Below are 20,893 nucleotides of genomic sequence, written 5' to 3' on the forward strand. Positions count from 1 at the left end.
GCGAGCGGCGTGAGCGCTCGGGCGGGCGGCAGGCGGCGGCGGGCGGCGCGATGGTGCTGGCGGGCGGCGCGGCGGCTTCAGCGGGTCGGCGGCTTCAGCGGGTCGGCGGCTTCAGCGGGTCGGCGGCTTCAGCGGGTCGGCGGGTTCAGCGGGTCGGCGGCTTCAGCGGGTCGGCGGCTTGGCCGGGTGGGCGGGGCTTGAGTCGGGCAAGGTTAAGGCGGCGGCGGTGGCGAGGTTCGTCGGTTCGAACCCCGAGCTGGCTCGGTCCCGGAGGTCGTCTCGGTCTCGGAGGTGGCTCGGGTCCGGAGGTGGCTCGGGTCCGGAGGTGGCTCAGGCCCAGCGTCGTCGTGGCCGTGGCTCGATGGGGCAGCCGCGCCGCGCTCCTTTGTCACTGCGACGCGCGAGTCGTCCGAAACACCGTTACAGAACCATCACTCCTTCGGGTGATTCGTCCGGGAGACGGTGAAGGCCCCCGAAGATCGGGGGCCTTCACCGGGGCTCGCTCGAACCACGCGCGCTACTTCTCGTCGCCGTTCGGCGGCAACTGCACGTCGGTCACCGGCTTCTTCTTGCCCCCACCCTTGGCGGGAGCGGCCGGGGTCGCCTCCGACGGGAGGAGTGGGGTCAGGGCCGCGCCCTTGATGCGGCGGAAGGCTCGGCGGGGGCGGTTGCGTTCCAGGACCGCCACCTCCAGTTTCGGCTGGTCGAGCAGGTCCGGCTTGCCGTTGCCGGTGCTGGTGCTGCCCGTGCTCAGGGCCTTCACCGCCACCTGCACGGCCTCGGCCAGCGGCAGGTTCTCCGCGTAGGCGTCCTTCAGGGCGTTGCCGGTCGCCTCGGCCTGGCCGCCCATCACGACGTACTGCGGCTCCTCCACGATCGAACCGTCGTAGGTCAGGCGGTACAGGGTGTCCTCGTCCGGCTCCGTGCCGACCTCGGCCACGCAGATCTCCACCTCCAGCGGCTTGATCTGCTCGCTGAACACCGAGCCGAGGGTCTGCGCGTACACGTTCGCCAGCGACCGGCCCGTCACGTCGCGCGGGTCGTTCTGGTAACCGCGGATGTCGGCGAAGCGGATCCCCGCCTGGCGCAGGTTCTCGAACTCGCTGTACCGGCCCACGGCCGCGAAGCCGATCCGGTCGTAGATCTCGGAGACCTTGTGGAGGGTCGCGGACGGGTTCTCCGCCACGAACAGGACGCCGTCGGCGTAGCGCAGCACGACCACGCTGCGGCCACGGGCGATGCCTTTCCGGGCGTACTCCGAGCGGTCCCGGAGGATCTGCTCGGGTGAGGCGTACAACGGCAGGGTCACTGCTGCGGCTCCTACAAGCTCGGCGGATGGGACGGGGTGCTCAGCCGGTGGGGCTGGAGCGGCGGCCCTCGATGACGGCCTCGGCGTGCGCGGCGGTCTCCGCCTCGGACAGTTGCACCGCGCCCTCGGCGCCCGTGATCGTCACGATCACCGGGTAGATCTTCCGGATCAGGTCCGGCCCGCCGGTGCCCGAGTCGTCGTCGGCCGCGTCGTAGAGCGACTCGACCGCGGTGCGCACGGCCGCCTGGGCCTCCGCGTCCGGGTCGTAGAGCTTCTTCAGCGACGACTTCGCGAACACCGAGCCCGACCCGACGGCCGCGTAGCCCTGGGTCTCCTCGTACCGGCCGCCGGTCACGTCGTAGGACACGATCCGGCCGGCGCGCTCGGGGTCGGGCGCGTCGGTGTCGAAGCCCGCGAACAGCGGCACGACCGCCAGGCCCGCCAGCGCCGCGTCGAGGTTGCCCTTGATCATCGCCGAGAGCCGGTTGGCCTTGCCGTCCAGCGACAGCGAGACGCCCTCGATCTTCTCGTAGTGCCGCAGCTCGACCGCGAAGAGCCGGACGATCTCGACCGCGATGCCCGCCGTGCCCGCGATGCCCACCGCCGAGTAGTCGTCGGTGACGAAGACCTTCTTCATGTCGCGCTGGGCGATCATGTTGCCCATCGTGGCGCGCCGGTCGCCCGCGATCACCACGCCGCCCTTGAACGTCAGCGCCACGATCGTGGTGCCGTGCGGCGCCTGCACGACCGCGCCCTCCGGGTAGTGCCGCGCGGACGGCAGCAGTTCGGGGGCTTGGGCGCGCAGGAAGTCGGTGAACGACGACGACCCCGGCCGGAGGTAGGCCGGGGGCAGCGACGCGGCCGGGTAGTGCCCGGTCGAGCTGTGGTCCATAGGTGCGTTTTTCTCCTAGATCCGCAGTTGGCTGCTACTCGCCGCCCTTTTGCACGTACGCGCGGACGAAGTCCTCGGCGTTCTCCTCCAGGACGTCGTCGATCTCGTCGAGGATGGCGTCCACGTCCTCGCCGAGCTTCTCGCGACGCTCCTGGCCGGCGGCGGCAGCGCCGTCGGCGCCGTCGTCACCGTCGCCGCCGCCCTGCTTCTGGACCTGTTCCTGGGCCATGTCGACCTCCCCGTTTCTCCGGTCCTTGCGGTCAACATTACCCACCAGGTCCGACATTTGAAGCCTGCCACTCGGGTTTGTCGATCAACCGCGGGTGAGCGCCTCCACGAGCTGCTCGGCGGTGTCCGACGCCTCCAACAACGCCCCGACGTGTGCTTTCGTGCCGCGCAGGGGTTCGAGGGTGGGGATCCGGACCAGTGACTCGCGCCCGAGGTCGAAGATCACGGAGTCCCAGGACGCCGCCGCCACCGAGGTGGGGTAGCGCTCCAGGCACCGGCCGCGGAAGTAGGCGCGGGTGTCCTCCGGCGGCGCGAGCACCGCGGCACGCACCTCCTCCTCGCTGACCAGGCGTTTCATCGAGCCGCGGGCGACCAGCCGGTTGTAGAGGCCCTTGTCCAGCCGCACGTCGGAGTACTGCAGGTCGACCAGGTGCAGCCGGGGCGAGCCCCAGGCCAGGCCGTCGCGCGCCCGGTAGCCCTCCAGCAGGCGCAGCTTGGCGGGCCAGTCGAGCCGGTCGGCGCACTCCTGCGGGTCGCGGGCCAGCGCGTCGAGCACCTCGCCCCACACGCGCAGCACCTCGCGGTCGCCGGCGCCCTCCTTCTCGATGAACTCCGAGGCGCGCTCGAAGTAGGCGTACTGCAGGTCCAATCCGGTGAACTTGCGCCCGCCGGCCAGCTCCACCCGTGTCTTGAGCGTCGGGTCGTGGCTGATCTGGTGCACGGCCCGCACCGGGTCGTGCAGCCGCAGGTCGTCGAACCGGCGGCCGGCCTCGATCATGTCCAGCACCAGCGAGGTGGTGCCGACCTTGAGGTAGGTGGAGTACTCGGCCAGGTTCGCGTCGCCGATGATGACGTGCAGCCGCCGGTACTTGTCGGCGTCGGCGTGCGGCTCGTCGCGGGTGTTGATGATGCCGCGCTTGAGCGTGGTCTCCAGGCCGACCTCGACCTCGATGTAGTCCGAGCGCTGGGACAGCTGGAAGCCCGCCTCCTCGCCGGACGGGCCGATGCCGACCCGCCCGGAGCCCACCACGACCTGGCGGGACACGAAGAACGGCGTGAGCCCCGCGATCACGGCGGTGAACGGGGTGCTGCGCTGCATCAGGTAGTTCTCGTGGGTGCCGTAGCTGGCGCCCTTGCCGTCGACGTTGTTCTTGTAGAGCTGCAGGCGGGGCTGGCCGGGGACGGTGGCGGCGCGCATGGCGGCCTCCTCCATCACCCGCTCCCCCGCCTTGTCCCAGATCACCGCGTCGCGCGCGTTGGTGACCTCGGGCGCGGAGTACTCGGGGTGGGCGTGGTCGACGTAGAGCCGGGCGCCGTTGGTGAGGATGACGTTGGCGGCCCCGAGGTCCTCCACGTCGCTGTCGCCGGGGTGGCCGCCGGGCGCGCCGAGGTCGAAACCGCGCGCGTCGCGCAGCGGCGACTCCACCTCGTAGTCCCAGCGCGCCCGGCGCGCCCGCGGCACGTCGGCGGCGGCCGCGTAGGCCAGCACCACCTGTGTCGAGGTCAGGACCGGGTTGGCGGTCGCGTCACCCGGCACCGCGATGCCGTACTCGACTTCGGTTCCCATGATCCGCCGCATACCCCGCAGCCTACGACGTGCCACCGACATTGCGTGTGTGCCGGCGTCGCGTTTCACCCTGCGGCCAGACCGGCCGCCGGCCGGATCCGGGACGCGCCGCGGGCCGGGCCGAAGGCCGCGAGCACGGCCAGCACGACCACGCCCAGGCCGCCGACCAGCAGCGGGACCAGCGAGGCGGTGGGCCAGGCGAACACCCCGAACGCCAACAGCGTCAGCTCCGCGTACACCAGTCCGAAGATGCCCCCGCCGAGCACTCCGACCAGCGCCAACAGCACCGCCTCGGCCAGCACGCCGCCCTGGAGGCCGCCCCTGGTCACGCCCAGCGCCCGCCGCAGCGCCATCTCCTTGCGCCGCTCCTGCACGGAGATCGTGAGCGCGGTGCCGATGCCGGTCACGGCGACCGCCACAGAAAGTCCCAGCAACACCATCAGCATCAGGATTCCCAGATCCATGTAGTGCTGGTTCTGCGCGTTCGCTTCGGCTTTGGTGTTCACGAGAACGGTCGGGGCGTCCTTCAGACCGGCCCGCACGGCGCTCTGGAACGCGGCAGGGTCGGCGCCGGGGCGCAGCTTCACCAGGACGCGCGAGGCGGGCGCGAGGGTCGTGTCGGCGATGATCGCGTCCACGTGGTCGACCAGCGTGCCGGGCACGGTGCCCACGACCGTGGCCGTGCGCGCGCCACCGGGCAGGCCGTCGAGGGTGACCGGCTGCCCGACCACCGCGCCGAGTTCGCGCGCGGTGAACTCGTCCAGCAGCACCGTCCCGGGCCGGAAGTCGTCGGCCCGACCGCCCAGGAACGCCCGCACCTGCTCGGGGTCGGCTCCCGCGACCGTGGTCGGGAACGCCTCGCCCTCCTCGTCCACCTGGCTCCCCCGGGCGGTGTGCAGGACGACGCTGCCCGCCACCTCGGGCCGGTTCACCGCCGCCGCCGCGCGCGCGTCCAGGGCCCGTCCGCCGGAGTCCACGACCACCGCGTCCGGCCGGGGCTCGTTGCTGAACTCGTCCTCCAGGCGCTGCGCGGAGCCGACCGTGACGGCGAAGTAGGTGACCATCGCGGCGGCCAGCAGCAACGGCATCGCCACCGACGCCGACCGCTGCGGCACCCGCCGCACCTCGGCCGCCGCGAGCTTCCACTGCGCGCCGCCGAACCGGCTCGCCACCGACCCGAAGATCCGCCCCAGACCGGGCACCACGACCGGCCCGAGCACCCCGAACAGCCCCGCGACGGCGGCGATGCCGGAGAACAGGATCAGGAAGATCGCCGCCATGGACCCCTTGGCCAGCACGCCGAGCACGGCCATCACGGCCGCCGCCCCGACCAGGACCACGCCGAACACCCGGCGGCGGCGCACCACGGCCCGGTCCGGCGTCTGCCCCTCGGACGTGCGCAACGCGGCCAGCGGCGAGATCCGCGCGGCGGCCAGCGACGGCCGGACCGCGGCGAACGCGCTGAGCACGGCCGCCACCGACACGCCCAGCACCAGCTGCCCCACCGTCGGCAGCAGCGGCGGGCTCAACTCCACCGCGCCCAGCAGCGCGGACAGCCCCGTGGCGTCGAACAGCCGCGCCAGCAGCCACGCCACCGTGCCGCCCAGCACCGCGCCCAGCGCGCCCGCCACGGCCCCGGTCAGCAGCGCTTCCAACAGGTTCGCCCAGACCAGGGGTCCCCGGTGGGCGCCCAGGCAGCGCAGCAGGGCGGTGTGCCGCTGCCGCTGCGCGTAGACCGCGCGGAACGTCGCCGACGCCACGAACACCGAGGTCGCCAGGGCCAGGATGCTGAACGGCAGGAACACCACGGCCAGCTCGTCGTCGAGCGGTTCGACCCGCACGGACGCCGCCGGGTCCACCCGGTACCCCTCGCCCAACGCCTGCGCGATCGCCGCCGCGTCACCTCCGACGACGTGCAGCGACAGGAAGTCCGGCGTACCGCCGAGCCGCGCCGCGAGGCCCTCGCCGACCACGATCCGGGGTTCGTCACCGGTCGCGCCGCGCTTGGTGATGCCCCGGACCACCACGTCGACGGGCTTGCCGGCGGCGTCGGCCATCTTCACCGACGCGCCCGGTCGCAGTCCGCGCTGGTAGGCGGTGACGCGGTCGATCGCGATCTCGCCGTCGCGGGCGGGCGAACGGCCGTCCAGGATCGGCACCCGGCGCAACCCGTCGCGGTCCACCTCGACGTCCGCCCGGGTCCGCCGCTCGCTCGCCCGACCGTCCTGGAGCAGCAGGTCCGTCTCCAGCACGCGGGCCGGCAGGACCTGCCGCACCCCCGGCACCGCCGCCACCTTGTCCGCCACCGACTGGTCGAGCACCGCGCGCTCGTAGGGCACCGTGCGGACCACCAGGTCCACGTCGGGCGGCACTACCGGCGACCCGTCGTTGACGGCGCGGTTCATGGCGTCGCTGAGCATCAGGGACGCCAGCAGGCAGGCGACGCCGACGACCAGCGCGATACCCGGCAGCACGGCGCGCCCCGGCCGAGCGCGGAACTCGGCGACAGCGAGCCGCAGGGATGTGGGCACAACTCCTCCTGTGTTCAATGGCGCGCCTCCGGCGCGCGGCTCGGCCGCCCGGGAGTCGGCTCGTCGCGCCGCGTTTCCCGCCGATCGAAAAGCGCGATCGTCGGGAAAGGCGACGCGACAAGCCGACGGCGGCCTCGCGGCGTGACGCGACGGTCACGAAGGTAGGAACGGTGCGGGTCGGCGGGCGTCGGTCCGGGGTAGCACCTTCCGGTACGACCTGGGGAGGATCTTCGTGTGGAACACGTGCTTGTGGTGGACGAGAACGGCGAACCGGTCGGGTCGGCGACCCGCGAGCGGATGCGCGCCGAGGGCCTGTGGCACGCGTGCGCGGCGATCGTCGTGCGGTCGCTGGACGGTGAACGGCTGTTCGTGCATCGCCGCACCGACACCAAGGACGTCTACCCCGGCCTGTACGACCCGACGTGCGGCGGTGTGGTTTCGGCGGGCGAGACGCCCGACGAGTGCGCCGTGCGGGAGTTGGCCGAAGAGCTGGGTGTCCACGAGCGCCCGGAATTTCGTTTCAAGACGCCGTTCGTGGACGGAACCATTCGCTACATCGCGCACGTTTACGAGGTGCGCAGCGACGGCCCGTTCACGCTCCAGGCCGAGGAAGTGGCGTGGGGCGGGTGGATGGACGTCGCCGACGTGCGGGCGAAGGCCGACGACCCCGACTGGCCGGTGGTGCCGGACGGTCGGGCGCTGATCCTGGGGTGGTTCTCGTGCTGGGCATGATCTTCGCGATGTCGATTCCCGGCCTCGCCGTGCTGCTGGTGGCGTTGGCGGCCGGTGAGCGCGTGTGGCGGTTCGTGCGCCGCAGGAAGGGTCACCCGGTCGTGTCGCGGGCGGCGTTCGACGAGTTCACCCAGATCATGCACGGCAGCAAGCGCATCGAGCTGGACGAGCGGCAGACCGAGCTGATGAAGCGCGCCGACGAGGAGGACGGCGCGCCCCCGCGCGGCCCGATCGACCTCGACTCCGGCGCGGTGCGGCTCACTCCCAGGCCAGGGACGCCCGCGTAGCCCAGTACCGCTCGGCCGGTTCGGCGAGGTCGGACAACTCCTCCGGGTCCAGGTCGATCTCGGCGGCCCGCAGGTTGGAGTGCAGCTGGTCCGCACTGGCCGCGCCGGACAGCACCACGTCCACCCACGGTTGGGCGCGCACGGCGGCCAGGGCGACCGCGTCCGGACCCACGTCGTGCTTGGCGGCCAGTTCCCGGATCCGGGCGGGCGGTTCCACGGCGAGCCGCCCGTTGGCCATGCCTTCCTTGACGAACACCTCCGCGCCCGACTCGTGCGCCCACGCCAGCGCGGACCCGACCGAGGGCTCCAACACGTTCCAGGTGGACTGGACGGCCTCGAACAACCGCCGCCCCTCGACCTCCAGCTCCAGCGCGCGACGCACGGTGGCCGCCTGCTTCGGGCCGGAGGTGGAGAAGCCCAGGCGCACGCCCGAGTCACGCAGGCGGCCCAGGGCGGCAAGCAGCTCTGGGTTGCCGTACAGCGGGCTGTCGTCGGTCAGCGAGTGCACCTTGTAGAGGCCGACGTGCGCGCCGAGCAACGCCTCGGTTTCACCCCACTGCCGGGTGAACCGTTCGAGCGAGTGCTCTTTGACCTCGTGCGTGTCGGCGTCGCGCCGCCAGTCGGCGACGTACTCGTAGCCCCATTTGCTGGAGACCCGGACGTCCCGGTGTCCGCGCGTGGTGAGCCACTGGGCCAGGAACTCTTCCGCGCGGCCGTAGGAGCGGGCCGCGTCGACGCGCCGGACGCCCGCCGCGTAGGCCGCGTCGAGCACCGCGTGGCAGGCGGCGCGCATGGCGTCGACGTCGCGTTCGGCGGGGAGCGCGTGCTCGCGGCCGAGGTTGATGTAGGCGGGACGTCCGAGGGCGGCTAGGCCGAGCGCGAAGTCGGGCACGCCGGACACCGTAACCGGCGGTCCCGGCCGGCCGCTGGTCACGCGCCTGGTGGCGGGGTGATCGGAGGCTCGCGGCCGGTGTGGACGGTGGGCGGGCTCGCTGACTCGGTGGGCCGGCGGCTCGTGCGGTGGTGGCCGGGGCGGCAGCGGGCGGGCCTGGGGGGTGGTCCGGCCGGGCTGCGGCGGTTGAGCCGAGCTGCCGGCGGGCGGAGGCGGCGAGCGGGCGGAGGCGGCGAGCAGGCGGGCGGGCGGCCAGCGAGCCGGGGCGGCGCGGAAGCGGGCGTGCGAGACCACGACTGCGGCTGGCCTGGGCGTGACACCGTGACCGGCGGCCCACCCGGGCCGCCGGTCACCCCCGCCCTCAGCCGGTCGGGAAGTTGTCCGCCGTGCGGATGCGGTCGCGGATCCACACCCCGGCGGGCTTCAGCTTGCTCGTGCCCGTGAACGACGTGCCCGAGCAGGCGCCCGGCTTGAACACCGCCCCAGACCTTTCATCGTCGGAAAAATTCCAGTTCACCCAACTAATCTTTTTAGCGGACAGAAGGTCCAGGTACCTCTGCGCCTGGGTGAAGTCGTTGCCGCCGTCGCCCGACGCCTCCTGCGTGCCGAACTCCGTCACGAACACCGGCACCTGGTCGGCCACCCTCGACAGCGTGTTCAGGTACTCCGAGCCGTGCGAGGCCGCGTAGAAGTGGAACGTGTACATCACGTTCGACGCGTTGACCTTGTTGTTCACGACCTCCTGCGGGTTCTTGCCGTCCGACAGGCCGAAGGTGGACCAGCCGTGCGTCCCGACCAGCACCAGGCTGTCCGGGTCCTCCGCGCGGATCACCGGGATGACCTGTTCCGCGTAGGACTTCACCCGCGACCACGACACGCCGTTGGGCTCGTTGGCGATGTCGTAGATGATGTTGGTCTTGTTCTTGTGCCGGGCGGCGATCTCCTTGAAGAACGTCTTCGCGCGCGACGTGTTGTGGTTCGGGTCGCCGGGTGTCAGTTGGTGCCAGTCCACCAGCGCGTACATGCCGCGTTTGGTGGCCTCCTCGATGTAGCCGTGCACCATGTCGGTGAACTTGCGCGGGTTGGTCTCGTACCCGCCTTCCTGGATGTATATCGAGATGCGCAGCACGTCGGCCTTCCAGTCGTTCGCGAGCGCGTCGAGCGACTGGGTCTTGACGCATTGCGAGTACCACTGGATGCCGTGCGTGCTCATGCCCCGCAGCTGGATCGGCTTCCCGTGCTTGTTGCACAGCTTCACGCCGCACACCCTGAGCTGACCGTTCACCTCGGCCGGTGAGCCGGCGGGCATCGCCGACGCCTGGGGTGCCACGAGAGCGCCGGGCAGCAGCAGCGTGGCCGCCAGGGCCAGGACGGTCCCGAGTCGTGCCATGCGGTTCCTCCTCCGCGGTCGTGGCGGCGGAATTAGTGAGGAAAGTTTCCTAACTATCCGGACCATAACGACCCCGCTCCGCACCCGTCAAGCGTCCCGGCGCAGCAGCACCACCGCCCCACCGCCCAGCGCCACCACCAGGTAAGCCACCATCGCCACCCCGGCCGCCCACGGGCTCAACGGCGCGCCCGGCAACTCCCCCGCCAACTGCGGAGCCAGGACCGTCGGCATCACCGAGTACAACCGGTCGTTCCACGGCGCGGGCAGCAGCAAAGTGATGCCCGGCAGCACGAACAGCAGCCCGCACAACGTCACCAGCACACCCGCCGTGGACCGCAGCAGGAACCCGAGCCCCAGCCCGAACAGGCCCATCATGGTCAACGACGCGGTGTTGGCCAGCAGCGTCGGCAACGCCTCGCCGAACGAGTCGTAGGCCGAGATCGGCTTGGGCCGGTCGCCGGTGATCCACTCGCCGGACAGGAACCCCAGCAGCGTCGCCACCCCGCCCACGACCGCCGACACCCCGCCGACGACGGCGGTCTTCGCCAGCAGCAGCGACCCCCGGCGCGGCACGCTGGTCAGCGCGGTCCGGATCATGCCGCTGCCGTACTCCGTGGTCACCGCGAACGCGCCCACCGCGCCCAGCACGAACTGCCCGAACGGCAGCACCACCATGCCGGGGTCCGCCGCGCCGAAGTTCACCTGCACCTCGGGCGGCTGGCTGTCGTAGTCGGCGGTCATCAGGTACGACACCAGCACGCCCGCCAACCACGCGAGGACCAGCACCAACAGCAGGTAGAACGTCGAACGGACGGTCCGCAGCTTGAGGAACTCCGACGCCAGCACGTCACTCATCGGTTCACCGTCCGGTACTCCACGCTGTCGTCGGTCAGTTCCAGGTAGGCGTCCTCCAGGGACGCGCTGCGCGGGGTCAGTTCGTGCACCGCGATGCGCCGGTGGGCGGCGGCCTCGCCGATGTCGTAGGCGCTCATGCCGTGCACCAGCAGCGCGCCGTCCTCCTGCCGGACGGTCCCGCCGAGCCGTTCCACGACCGCCCCGAGTTCGCCCGGCGCGCCGGTGCGGACCAGCACGTCGCGCTGGAAGCGCTCGGTCAGCTCCCGCATCGAGGCTTCGAGGATCAGCCGGCCGCGCCCGATCACCACGACCCGGTCGGCGGTCAACGCCATCTCGCTCATCAGGTGGCTGGACACCAGCACCGTGCGGCCCTCCGCCGCCAACCCGCGCATCAGGTGGCGGATCCACCGGATGCCCTCCGGGTCCAGGCCGTTGACCGGTTCGTCGAACAGCAGCACCGCCGGGTCGCCGAGCAGGGCCGCCGCGACGCCCAGGCGCTGCTTCATGCCCAGCGACAGCGTCCCGACCCGCCGGCCCGCGACGCCCGCGAGCCCGACCCGCTCCAACGTCGCCACGACCCGCGCGACGCCGATGCCGTTGCTGCGCGCCAGCACCCGCAGGTGGTTGTAGACGCTGCGGCCACCGTGCACGGCGCTCGCGTCGAGCAGCGCGCCGACGTGGTGCAGGGGCCGGGGGATGTCGGCGTAGCGCTTGCCGTCGACCAGGGCCTCGCCGCTGGTGGGGCGGTCCAGGCCGAGGATCGTGCGCATGGTCGTGGACTTGCCCGCGCCGTTGGGCCCGAGGAAGCCCGCCACGTACCCGGGTTCGACCTGGAAGCTCAGCCCGTCGACGGCCCGGTGGGCGCCGTAGCGCTTGGTGAGTTCGCGTACTTCGATCACGGGACAAGCGTCGCCGGCGGAGGGGTCCGGCGGATCGGACGGCGGTCTGCGATCGGGGTCGGACCGTGGTCCGATGTCCGGCGGGCCGCGCGTGATTACCTTCGGCTCGTGCGATCACGTCTGCCCGCCTGGCTGCCCACGGTCTACCTGTACCTGCTGGACGTGCTGGCGGGCGTGCTGGTGACGCTGGTCTACCTGGAGTTCGTCCAGCACGTCACCGGGCCGCGGTGGCTGGGTTACGCGATCGCCGGGCTGGTCGGGCTGCCGCTGGCGGTGCGCCGGAAGTGGCCGTTGACCGTGGTGGTGGTCGTGGGGACGGCGCTGAACGTGGCCACGTTCCTGCACATGACGCGGGAGCCGTACTCGGCCGCCGCCTTCGCCCTCTACATGGCCGCCGCGACCGCGCCGCGCAACCGGTCGGTGGCGGTGCTCCTTTACGTGCTGCTGCCGGGCGTCGCCGCGATCCTCTACGCCGAGCCGTCGCCGGACGACCTGGGTCTGGCGACAGTGGTGGCGGTGCTGCTCGTGGGCGCGTGGGCGTTGGGGCACTCGACCCGGGTGCGCCGCGCCTACGCCGAGCGCGCCGCGGCCGACCAGGCGGCCAAGGCGGTCACCGACGAACGGCTGCGCATCGCGCGCGAGCTGCACGACGTGGTCGCGCACAGCCTGTCGCTGATCACGGTGAAGGCCGGCATCGCCAACCACGTGGCCGAGACGCAGCCGGAGCAGGCGCGGGAGGCGTTGGCGGTCATCGAGACCACCAGCCGGGGCACGCTGGTGGAGATGCGGCGGCTGCTGGGCGTGCTGCGGTCGGAGGACTCCGCGGTCGAACTGGCGCCCATGCCGGGCCTGGAGGACCTGCCCGGCCTGGTCGAACGGGCGGGGCTCGCGGGCGTGCCGGTGGAGCTGGAGGTCTCCGGCGGTCCGCTGCCGGACGCGCTGGGGCTGACCGTGTACCGGATCGTGCAGGAGTCGGTGACCAACGTGGTCAAGCACGCCGCGCCGGCGCGGTGCCGGGTCGAGGTGGCGGTCGGCGGGTCGTCGGTGCGGATCAGCGTGACCGACGACGGGCCGGGGGAACGGGTGCTCGCAGGCGGTGGCGGGCACGGGCTGATCGGGATGCGGGAGCGGGTGGCGGTGTACGGGGGCACGTTCGCGGCGGGGCCGCGCGGCGGTGGCGGGTTCCAGGTGCGGGCGGAGGTGCCGTTCGCGTGATCGACGTCGTGGTGGTGGACGACCAGGCGCTGCTGCGCGGCAGCTTCCGGGTGCTGGTGGACTCCGCGCCGGACCTGCGGGTGGTCGGCGAGGCCGGGGACGGGGCGCAGGCGGTGAAGGTGGTGACCCGCACCCGGCCGCACGTGGTGCTGATGGACGTCCGGATGCCGGGCATGGACGGCATCGCGGCCACCCGCGAGGTCTCGGCGTCCTCGCCGGAGTCGCGGGTGCTCATCCTGACCACGTTCGACCTGGACGAGTACGTCTACGCGGCGCTGCGCGCGGGGGCCAGCGGGTTCCTGCTCAAGGACACGCCGCCGGCGGAGCTGCTGTCCGCGATCCGGGTGGTGGCCGAGGGTGACGGGCTGCTGTCGCCGTCGGTGACCAGGCGGCTGATCGCGGAGTTCGCGCGCCTGCCGGAGTCCCGCCCCGTGCGGCTGGACGGCATCACCGACCGCGAGCGCGAGGTGCTGGCGCTGATCGCGCGCGGCCTGTCGAACACCGAGATCACCCAGACCCTGCACCTGTCGGTGGGCACGGTGAAGACCCACATCGGCCGGTTGCTGCACAAGCTCCAGGCCCGGGACCGCGCTCAGCTGGTCATCGCGGCGTACGAGTCCGGTCTGGTGTCGGCAGGCGGGAGCTGACCGCCGCGTGCACCGCCTCCGGGTCCGCGGAGTTGGTGAGCAGCGGCAACGCCACGAACCGGCGGTCGAACCACTTGCGGTGCAGCCCGTCGAAGCGCTCGCTGATCGCCGGGTCGGCGGGCTCCACGAGCAGGTAGTGCTGGCCGGAGACGCTCGCCAGGCCCACCGAGACCACCCGCGACCAGTCCAGCAGGACGTGCCGCCGCCCCAGCCGCAGCTCCAGACCGTCCTCGCCCACGCGGACACCGCTGCCGCCGCGGACCAGCACGACCACCAGGCCGCACACCAGCGCGACCGCCGCCAGCCCGAACGCGCCCACGCCACCCCACTGCCGGCCCGAGGCGAACACCGCCGCCAGGACACCCGCGCCGAACGCCAGCGCCGCCAACGACCCCGCCAGGGCCGCCACCCGCGCCGACGACGCGGGGAAGTCCCGGCCGTCACCACGCTCGCGCGCCGGCCTGAGCACCGCCCCGAACAGCAGGAACCCCGCGCCGAACGCCGCCGTGCCGACCCCCGCCCACACCGGGGCCGTCACCGCGAGCACCACACCGGCCGCCACGCCGAGCGCGCCGAAGACCAGGAACCACAGCCACAGCCGGTCCGGGCGCTCCGGCCGCTCGACCGCCGGCCGCCCGAACAGCGCCCGCGTCAGCAGCGCGGCCGGGAGCAACGCCATCGCGGCCAGCCAGAAGCCCGACGGCTCGGCGTCGCGCACGGCGGAGACCAGCAACGCCCCGCCGGCCAGCGCGCTCGCGCCGAAACCGGCCCACCGGCCGGCGCGCCGCCCGGTCCACGTGCCCACCGCGCCCGCCGCCAGCACGACGACGACCACGATCGACAACGCGGAGAAGTGCCCGGCGTCGCGCGCCACGAAGAACACGGCCGCCGCGTACACGGCCAAGAGCGCCCCTGCCCACCAGTTCATGGTCAACGACTACCCCAGGTCGGGCGCGCACATGCGGGAAGCCCGCCCACCCGAGGTGGACGGGCTTCCCGGGGAGGGCGCCTCTTACAGGTACTGGCCGGTGTTGGTGGCCGTGTCGATCGCCCGGCCGGACTCCTGGTTCTTGCCGGTGACGAGGGTGCGGATGTAGACGATCCGCTCCCCCTTCTTGCCGGAGATCCGGGCCCAGTCGTCCGGGTTGGTGGTGTTGGGCAGGTCCTCGTTCTCCGCGAACTCGTCCACGATCGCGTCGAGCAGGTGCCGCACCGACAGACCCGGCTGCTTGGTGTCCAGCAGCGACTTGATGGCCGCCTTCTTGGCCCGGTCGACGATGTTCTGGATCATCGCGCCGGAGTTGAAGTCCCGGAAGTACAGGACCTCCTTGTCGCCGTTGGCGTAGGTCACCTCCAGGAACCGGTTCTCCTCCGACTCCTCGTACATCCGCTCGACGGTGTGCTGCACCATGCCCTCGATGCAGGCCACCGGGTCGCCGCCGAACTCCGCCAGGTCGTCGGCGTGGATCGGCAGGTCGGGCGTGAGGTACTTGTTGAAGATGTCCTTGGCGCCCTCGGCGTCCGGACGCTCGATCTTGATCTTGACGTCGAGCCGGCCCGGCCGCAGGATCGCCGGGTCGATCATGTCCTCGCGGTTGGACGCGCCGATCACGATCACGTTCTCCAGGCCCTCGACGCCGTCGATCTCCGAGAGCAGCTGGGGGACGATCGTGGTCTCCACGTCGGAGGACACGCCGGAGCCGCGGGTGCGGAAGATCGAGTCCATCTCGTCGAAGAACACGATCACCGGGGTGCCCTCGGACGCCTTCTCGCGCGCCCGCTGGAAGATCAGCCGGATGTGCCGCTCGGTCTCGCCGACGAACTTGTTGAGCAGCTCCGGGCCCTTGATGTTGAGGAAGTAGCTCTTGGCCTCGCGCCGGTCGTCGCCGCGGGCCGCCGCGACCTGCTTGGCCAGCGAGTTGGCCACGGCCTTGGCGATGAGGGTCTTGCCGCACCCGGGAGGGCCGTAGAGCAGCACGCCCTTGGGCGGGCGCAGCTTGTACTCGCGGAACAGGTCGGCGTGCAGGAACGGCAGCTCCACCGCGTCGCGGATCTGCTCGATCTGCCGGAACAGGCCGCCGATGTCCTCGTACTTGACGTCGGGCACCTCCTCCAGCACCAGGTCCTCGACCTCGGCCTTGGGCACCCGCTCGTAGGCGAAGCCCGCCTTGGAGTCGACCAGCAGCGAGTCGCCTGCCTTGAGCGGCGAGTCCATCAGCGGCTGCGCGAGCCACACCACGCGCTCCTCGTCGGCGTGGCCGACGACCAGCGCGCGCCCGATGGAGGCCTCCTCCTCGGCTTCGAGCACCTCGCGCAACGTGCAGACCTCGCCGGTCCGCTCGAAGCCGCCGCCCTCGACGACGGTCAGCGCCTCGTTGAGCCGGACCGACTGGCCCAGCACCAGCGACGCCGTCTCGACCGCGGGCGACACCGAGACCCGCATGCGCCGGCCGGAGGTGAACACGTCGACCGTGCCGTCCTCGAACCGCGCCAGGAAAACGCCGTAACCGCTCGGCGGCTGCGCCAGGCGGTCCACTTCCTCGCGCAGGGCGAGCAGTTGGCTCCGTGCTTCTCGAAGGGTGTCGATGAGCTTGGTGTTGCGCTCGGTCAGTTGGCTGACGCGCTCGGTTGCCTCGGCGAGCCGTTGCTCCAGCAAGCGGACGTGCCGGGGGGATTCGGTCAGCTTGCGGCGCAACAACGCGATCTCGTCCTCCAGGAACCTGATCTGCGCTGTCAGCTCACCAGAGTTGTTGCCCTTGTTCAGCTCGCCACCCTCATCGGGCTGGCTGCCGGGATGACCGTGCTGCATGTCGGCACCCTCCTCCCGTGTTCGTACGACAACGGTACCGGCGATCACCGACAAAAGCGGCCATCGACCGGGTTCCCGGCGGTCGGTTGATCACACATTCCGCCCGCTCGGCCGGATGAACTGCTCCATACCGGTGTCTGACGGAACCCCTCGCCCGCTACCGTGCGTCCTAGTTCGAGTCACCTTTCGTGTTCCGGGCATCCTCGCCCGTCACCAGCGCAAAGTTCTAGGAGAACGTGATGTCCGTCCCCCCTCAGCAGCCGGGACCGTACGGTCCGCAGCCTGGCGGATTCGGTCAACAACCAGGTCAGCCCGGTCCGCAGCAGGGGTTCGGCGGGCAACCGGGAGGGTTCCCGCCACCGCCGCAGGGTTTCCCACAAGGTGGGCAGCAGCCGCCCTACGGACCGCCGCCGGGTGGTTTCCCGCCGCCCAGGCAGCCGGGCGCGCCGGGCCCCGGGCCGCAGCCGTACGGTCAGCAAGGCCAGTTCGGCCAGCCCGGTTACGGCCAACCGGGTGGTTTCGGTGATCCTTACGGCGCGCCGCGCAAGAAGAGCCCCCTGCCGTGGATCCTCGGGGGTGTCGGCGTGGTGGTGGTCGCCGTCGTGGCGGTGTTGCTGGTCACGCTCGTGGGCGGCGGCTCGCCCAAGGACACCGCCGAGTCCTACGTCGCCCTGCTGAACAAGAACTCCGACTCCGACGCCGACGCCGAGTCGGTCCGCGGCCTGCTCTGCAAGGGCGACGTGACGAAGTTCGACGAACTGCGCAAGAAGGCCAAGGAGTCCGAGGGCGACACGCCGGGCAGCAGCGAGCTGGAGAACATGAAGGCCCAGCACACGCTCGGCGAGGTGACCGAGAACGGCGACAAGGCGACGGCCAAGGCGCGGGTCGCGTACTCGGGCGTGCCGGACGACTACAAGGACTTCATCAAGGACAAGGACTACACGATCGACCTGGTGAAGGAAGACGGCGACTGGAAGGTCTGCGGCATGTTCAAGGAGCTGGAGGGCATCGGCGGCTGACCCGCCCGCCCTGTCGGTCCCCCGTGCGATGATCGAACCGGGGGCCGCAGGCCAGACCCACCGACCCCGAACGGCCCGTGCGCACACCAGGCGCACGGGCCGTTTCCGCAGGTCAGCCCTTCGAAGGACGCCGCTGCGGCCGGGGCGGCGTGACGCCGTCCGCCAGCCGCCGGGTGGTCAGCAGGAACGCCGTGTGCCCGATCATCCGGTGCTCCGGCCGCACCGCCAGCCCCACCACGTGCCACGGCCGCGCCAACGTCTCCCACGCGTGCGGCTCGGTCCAGTGCTGCTGCTCCCGGATGGCCTCGGTCACCTTCGACAGCTGCGTGGTCGTCGCCACGTACACCACCAGGACACCACCGGGGATCAAGGCCCGCGAGACCGCCGGCAGCACGTCCCACGGCGCGAGCATGTCCAGGACGACCCGGTCCACCTCGCCCTCGTGCGACGCCACGTCACCAACGGTCAACGACCAGTTACCAGGCCGCTCCCCGAAGAACTGCTCCACGTTGCGCACCGCGTGGTCGGCGTGGTCCTGGCGCACCTCGTACGAGGTCACGCTGCCCTTCTCCCCCACCGCCCGCAGCAACGAGCAGGTCAGCGCACCCGACCCGGCCCCGGCCTCCAGCACCCGCGCGCCGGGGAAGACGTCGCCGTACATGACGATCTGCGCGGCGTCCTTCGGGTAGATCACCTGCGCGCCACGCGGCATGGACAGCACGTAGTCGGCCAGCAGGGGCCGCAGCGCCAGGAACGACGTGCCGCCCACGGACGTCACCACGGACCCCTCGGGCTGCCCGATCAGCTTGTCGTGCGACAGCGCGCCGCGGTGGGTGTGGTACTCCTTGCCCGGTTCGAGCACGATCGTGTAGTGCCGTCCCTTCGGGTCGGTCAACTGCACCCGGTCTCCGGGCTGGAACGGACCACTGGCGGTGCTCACCGCGGCGAACCTCCTGCTTAAATGCGGAACAACAGCGCACGATGGTCGCAGAAGCCCCGCGCCGCCCCCTCGGCGGCCTCGTCGTTCGGCCCGCCCGCCGGACACCGCGAGCAGCGCGCCGACCACCACGAACACCACCGCGGCGGGCCCGCGCTACTCCCCCCTCTCCTTGACCGAGTGGTAGACCGGCCAGCCGACCAGCCAGACCAACCCCACCACGGTCATGCCACCCATCTGCCCCCACAGCGCCTGAGTGCGCTCAGGGTCCCCCGCGACCAGCACCAACAGCCCGATCACCGCCCCGGTGACCGCCCACGCGAGAGCGAACTTGCCCCATTCGCGCCACTCGTAGCGCACCCTCGCGCGCCCCCTTTTCGGCGGTCGCCAGGGCGGCGGCCCACCGGCGAACCGGTGGGCGAACCGCTGGTCGGCCCACCGCAGCATGCTGTGCCCGAACGCCACGCTCACGCCCAGGTAGATCGCCGCGAGCCCGTGCGCCGACTTCGCCTCGCCCCCGTTCCCCAGGTCGAGGACGGTCGCCACGAGCAGCACCACGTCCACCAACGGCGTGCACACCAGCAGCACGCCCCCCACCCTGCGCATGCGCAGCACGTACCGGGCGAACAGCCCCAGGCCGAGCACGACCCAGAACCCGACCTCACACGCCACGATCACCATGACCAACGGATCAACCACGACGACAAGCGTGCTGGTGGGAGCGGGTCCGCCGCGTCGGCGACCGGATCGACCGCGGGTCATCACTTCGTAGGACGCACCCCGCGCCGGACGTGTGTTGTGATGCGGGGGTGCAGATCCGCCCGAAACGCCGAGAAGTGCTGGTCGCGCTCGGGTTCTTCGCCCTCGGGACGGTCATCTACCTGCTCGACCTCGACCTGGTCTTCGGCGGCGACGACCAGCCGACCCCCCTGTGGGCGCGCCTGGCCGTCCTGGCCGTCGGCTGCCTGGGGACGCTGTTCCGCCGCGCGCTGCCGGGCCTGGGGCTGGCCCTGGCGTTGGGCGCGGTGCTGCTCGACCTGACCCGGGGCCTGGGCATCCCGGTGGTCATGGTGTTCATCGACGTGCTGTTCGTGGTGTCGCTGGACGGTCCGCGGCGGCTGCACCGGGCGTTGATCGGCATCGTGGCGGTGGCGACGCTGGGCCTGACGTTGACCGTGGGGGTGCTCAGCACCGACTGGCGCGAGTCGCTCTACGCGGGCTTGCAGATGTTCTCGCTGGTCGTGGTGCCGGTGTGGTGGGCGACCAACGTCCGGCAGCACCGGGAGAGCGCCCGGCAGCTGGCCCGCATCGCCGAGCTGGACCGACGGGCCGCGGTGAACGCCGAGCGCACCCGCATGGCCCGTGACCTGCACGACGTGGTCGCCGGGCACCTGTCGGCCATCGCGATCCAGTCCGAGGCGGTGCTGTCCATGCCCGCGGACTCGGCGACCGTGCGCACGGTGCTCAAGTCGGTCCGGGAGAACAGCCTCCGGTCGCTGGCGGAGATGCGCACCATGATCGACGTGCTGCGCGCCGACGACCCGGTGGACGAGCCGGTCACCGTGCGGCTGGCGGACGCGTCGCGGCTGGTGGAGTCGGCGCGCGCGGGCGGGCTGGCGGTGGAGTTCGAGGCGGACGACGTGGACGGGCTGCCGGTGGCGGTGGACCTGGCCGCCTACCGCATCCTGCAGGAGGCGCTGACGAACGCGTTGAAGCACGGGGCCGACGCGTCCGTGCGGGTGGAACGGCAGGTCAGGCGGTTGGTGCTGGTGGTGCGCAACGCGGTGCGCACCGCCGGGGACGGATCGGGGACGGGATTGGTGAGCATGGCCGAACGCGCGCACGCGGTGGGCGGGACGTTCGCGGCGGGCCGGGACGGGGCGCAGTGGGTCGTGCGGGCGGAGCTGCCGCTGTGATCCGGGTGCTGGTGGCCGACGACCACGCGGCGATCCGCGCGGGCCTGGTGCTGATCCTGAACGGGGCCGACGACGTCGAGGTGGTCGGCGAGGCGGCGGACGGCGGCGCGGCCGTGCGGATGGCGCGCGAGCTGCGGCCGGACGTGGTGCTGATGGACATCCGGATGCCCGGCACGGACGGCATCGAGGCGACCCGCCGGCTGGCCGGGGTGTGCCACGTGCTGGTGCTGACCACGTTCGACCTGGACGAGTACGTGCACGGGGCGTTGCGGGCGGGTGCGGCCGGGTTCCTGCTCAAGTCGGTCGAGGCGGCGGCGCTGGTGGACGCGGTGCGGCAGGTCGCGGCCGGGGACGGCGTGCTCGCGCCGAGCGTGACGCGGCGGCTGATCGCCGAGTTCGCGGCGGCGCCGCCCAAGTCCCGGCCGGCGGCGCTGGACGCGTTGACCGAGCGGGAGGTCGAGGTGCTGCGGTGCCTCGGCGAAGGCCTGTCGAACCACCAGATCGGGCGAAAGCTGCACATCGGCGAGACGACGGTGAAGACGCACGTGTCGCGGGTGCTGACCAAGCTGGACCTGCGCTCACGGGTGCAGGCGGCGATCCTCGCGCAGGACGCCGGGCTGCTCTAGCTGTAGTAACCACGCAGGTTGTTGACGGCGTGTCGGGTTGAGAACGGGAGGACCTCCGGGCGGAGTGGGTGTGTCTGACGCACCCGTTCCGACGCACGGAGGTCCTCGCGTGCACAGTAACGCCCGCACCACCGTCCATGCC

The 20,893-nt window shown here is 71.9% G+C and carries 20 protein-coding genes; 7 read left to right on the plus strand and 13 right to left on the minus strand.

Annotated elements, in window-relative coordinates:
* Nucleotides 1-517 precede the first annotated feature (517 nt).
* The 5 genes from prcA to ABD126_RS03670 all read right to left on the minus strand — a co-directional run bounded on the left by prcA (nt 518) and on the right by ABD126_RS03670 (nt 6,527).
* Nucleotides 518-1,309: a proteasome subunit alpha gene (prcA, locus tag ABD126_RS03650; RefSeq protein ID WP_343932143.1), complete on the minus strand. Its 792-nt coding sequence runs from the start codon at nt 1,307-1,309 to the stop codon at nt 518-520.
* A gap of 40 nt (nt 1,310-1,349) precedes the next feature.
* Nucleotides 1,350-2,201 carry a proteasome subunit beta gene (gene prcB / locus ABD126_RS03655; RefSeq protein WP_343932145.1) on the minus strand — a complete coding sequence of 284 codons (852 nt, stop codon included), beginning with the start codon at nt 2,199-2,201 and terminating at the stop codon, nt 1,350-1,352.
* A 34-nt stretch (nt 2,202-2,235) separates the two neighbouring features.
* Nucleotides 2,236-2,430, minus strand: coding sequence for a ubiquitin-like protein Pup (locus ABD126_RS03660; RefSeq protein WP_121219177.1), 195 nt, complete (start codon nt 2,428-2,430; stop codon nt 2,236-2,238).
* Between the two features lie 84 nt (nt 2,431-2,514).
* Nucleotides 2,515-4,008, minus strand: a complete 1,494-nt coding sequence (gene dop, locus ABD126_RS03665; RefSeq protein WP_343932146.1) for a depupylase/deamidase Dop — start codon at nt 4,006-4,008, stop codon at nt 2,515-2,517.
* A gap of 53 nt (nt 4,009-4,061) precedes the next feature.
* A complete protein-coding gene (locus ABD126_RS03670; RefSeq protein WP_343932148.1) occupies nt 4,062-6,527 on the minus strand; it encodes an FtsX-like permease family protein in 2,466 nt (821 codons plus the stop codon).
* Nucleotides 6,528-6,761: 234 nt separating this feature from the next.
* On the opposite strand from ABD126_RS03670, the gene ABD126_RS03675 reads away from it, so the two are divergent.
* Both ABD126_RS03675 and ABD126_RS03680 read left to right on the plus strand, forming a co-directional pair.
* Entirely contained in the window at nt 6,762-7,259 is a 498-nt protein-coding gene (locus tag ABD126_RS03675) for an NUDIX hydrolase (protein WP_343932149.1), read from the plus strand.
* Between the two features lie 8 nt (nt 7,260-7,267).
* The gene (locus ABD126_RS03680) at nt 7,268-7,546 is read left to right on the plus strand and encodes a DUF6191 domain-containing protein (protein WP_343932150.1); all 279 of its coding nucleotides are present in this window, start codon (nt 7,268-7,270) and stop codon (nt 7,544-7,546) included.
* Here the strand turns inward: ABD126_RS03680 and ABD126_RS03685 are convergent.
* The 4 genes from ABD126_RS03685 to ABD126_RS03700 all read right to left on the minus strand — a co-directional run bounded on the left by ABD126_RS03685 (nt 7,518) and on the right by ABD126_RS03700 (nt 11,582).
* Nucleotides 7,518-8,438 carry an aldo/keto reductase gene (locus ABD126_RS03685; protein WP_343932152.1) on the minus strand — a complete coding sequence of 307 codons (921 nt, stop codon included), beginning with the start codon at nt 8,436-8,438 and terminating at the stop codon, nt 7,518-7,520. The genes ABD126_RS03680 and ABD126_RS03685 overlap by 29 nt on opposite strands.
* A gap of 361 nt (nt 8,439-8,799) precedes the next feature.
* On the minus strand, nt 8,800-9,828 hold the full coding sequence (locus tag ABD126_RS03690; RefSeq protein WP_343932153.1) for a glycoside hydrolase family 5 protein: 1,029 nt from the start codon (nt 9,826-9,828) through the stop codon (nt 8,800-8,802).
* An 87-nt stretch (nt 9,829-9,915) separates the two neighbouring features.
* The gene (locus ABD126_RS03695) at nt 9,916-10,683 is read right to left on the minus strand and encodes an ABC transporter permease (protein ID WP_343932154.1); all 768 of its coding nucleotides are present in this window, start codon (nt 10,681-10,683) and stop codon (nt 9,916-9,918) included.
* Nucleotides 10,680-11,582: an ABC transporter ATP-binding protein gene (locus tag ABD126_RS03700; RefSeq protein WP_343932155.1), complete on the minus strand. Its 903-nt coding sequence runs from the start codon at nt 11,580-11,582 to the stop codon at nt 10,680-10,682. The genes ABD126_RS03695 and ABD126_RS03700 overlap by 4 nt, the downstream gene beginning before the upstream one ends.
* 108 nt (nt 11,583-11,690) lie before the next feature.
* On the opposite strand from ABD126_RS03700, the gene ABD126_RS03705 reads away from it, so the two are divergent.
* Together ABD126_RS03705 and ABD126_RS03710 are read left to right on the plus strand one after the other, a co-directional pair.
* Complete coding sequence (locus ABD126_RS03705; RefSeq protein WP_343932156.1) at nt 11,691-12,797, plus strand: sensor histidine kinase; 1,107 nt, start codon at nt 11,691-11,693, stop codon at nt 12,795-12,797.
* Entirely contained in the window at nt 12,794-13,444 is a 651-nt protein-coding gene (locus tag ABD126_RS03710) for a response regulator (RefSeq protein ID WP_343932157.1), read from the plus strand. The genes ABD126_RS03705 and ABD126_RS03710 overlap by 4 nt, the downstream gene beginning before the upstream one ends.
* Here the strand turns inward: ABD126_RS03710 and ABD126_RS03715 are convergent.
* Together ABD126_RS03715 and arc are read right to left on the minus strand one after the other, a co-directional pair.
* A complete protein-coding gene (locus ABD126_RS03715; RefSeq protein ID WP_343932158.1) occupies nt 13,398-14,372 on the minus strand; it encodes a hypothetical protein in 975 nt (324 codons plus the stop codon). The two genes, ABD126_RS03710 and ABD126_RS03715, sit on opposite strands and share 47 nt — an antisense overlap.
* Before the next feature lie 84 nt (nt 14,373-14,456).
* Complete coding sequence (arc, locus tag ABD126_RS03720) at nt 14,457-16,253, minus strand: proteasome ATPase (RefSeq protein WP_343932159.1); 1,797 nt, start codon at nt 16,251-16,253, stop codon at nt 14,457-14,459.
* A gap of 239 nt (nt 16,254-16,492) precedes the next feature.
* On the opposite strand from arc, the gene ABD126_RS38935 reads away from it, so the two are divergent.
* Nucleotides 16,493-17,272, plus strand: coding sequence for an Rv0361 family membrane protein (locus ABD126_RS38935; RefSeq protein ID WP_486374850.1), 780 nt, complete (start codon nt 16,493-16,495; stop codon nt 17,270-17,272).
* A 112-nt stretch (nt 17,273-17,384) separates the two neighbouring features.
* Here ABD126_RS38935 and ABD126_RS03730 read toward each other — a convergent pair whose 3' ends face one another.
* Together ABD126_RS03730 and ABD126_RS03735 are read right to left on the minus strand one after the other, a co-directional pair.
* Entirely contained in the window at nt 17,385-18,212 is an 828-nt protein-coding gene (locus tag ABD126_RS03730) for a tRNA (adenine-N1)-methyltransferase (RefSeq protein ID WP_343932161.1), read from the minus strand.
* A 153-nt stretch (nt 18,213-18,365) separates the two neighbouring features.
* On the minus strand, nt 18,366-18,908 hold the full coding sequence (locus ABD126_RS03735; RefSeq protein WP_343932162.1) for a hypothetical protein: 543 nt from the start codon (nt 18,906-18,908) through the stop codon (nt 18,366-18,368).
* Between the two features lie 110 nt (nt 18,909-19,018).
* Here ABD126_RS03735 and ABD126_RS03740 point away from each other — a divergent pair, with 110 nt between their 5' ends.
* Both ABD126_RS03740 and ABD126_RS03745 read left to right on the plus strand, forming a co-directional pair.
* Nucleotides 19,019-20,125, plus strand: a complete 1,107-nt coding sequence (locus tag ABD126_RS03740; RefSeq protein WP_343932163.1) for a sensor histidine kinase — start codon at nt 19,019-19,021, stop codon at nt 20,123-20,125.
* Nucleotides 20,122-20,751, plus strand: a complete 630-nt coding sequence (locus ABD126_RS03745) for a response regulator (protein ID WP_343932164.1) — start codon at nt 20,122-20,124, stop codon at nt 20,749-20,751. Before ABD126_RS03740 ends, ABD126_RS03745 begins: the two co-directional genes overlap by 4 nt.
* Nucleotides 20,752-20,893: the final 142 nt, after the last annotated feature.

Source organism: Saccharothrix mutabilis subsp. mutabilis (genome assembly GCF_039521145.1).
GTDB classification, from domain to species: domain Bacteria; phylum Actinomycetota; class Actinomycetes; order Mycobacteriales; family Pseudonocardiaceae; genus Actinosynnema; species Actinosynnema mutabilis.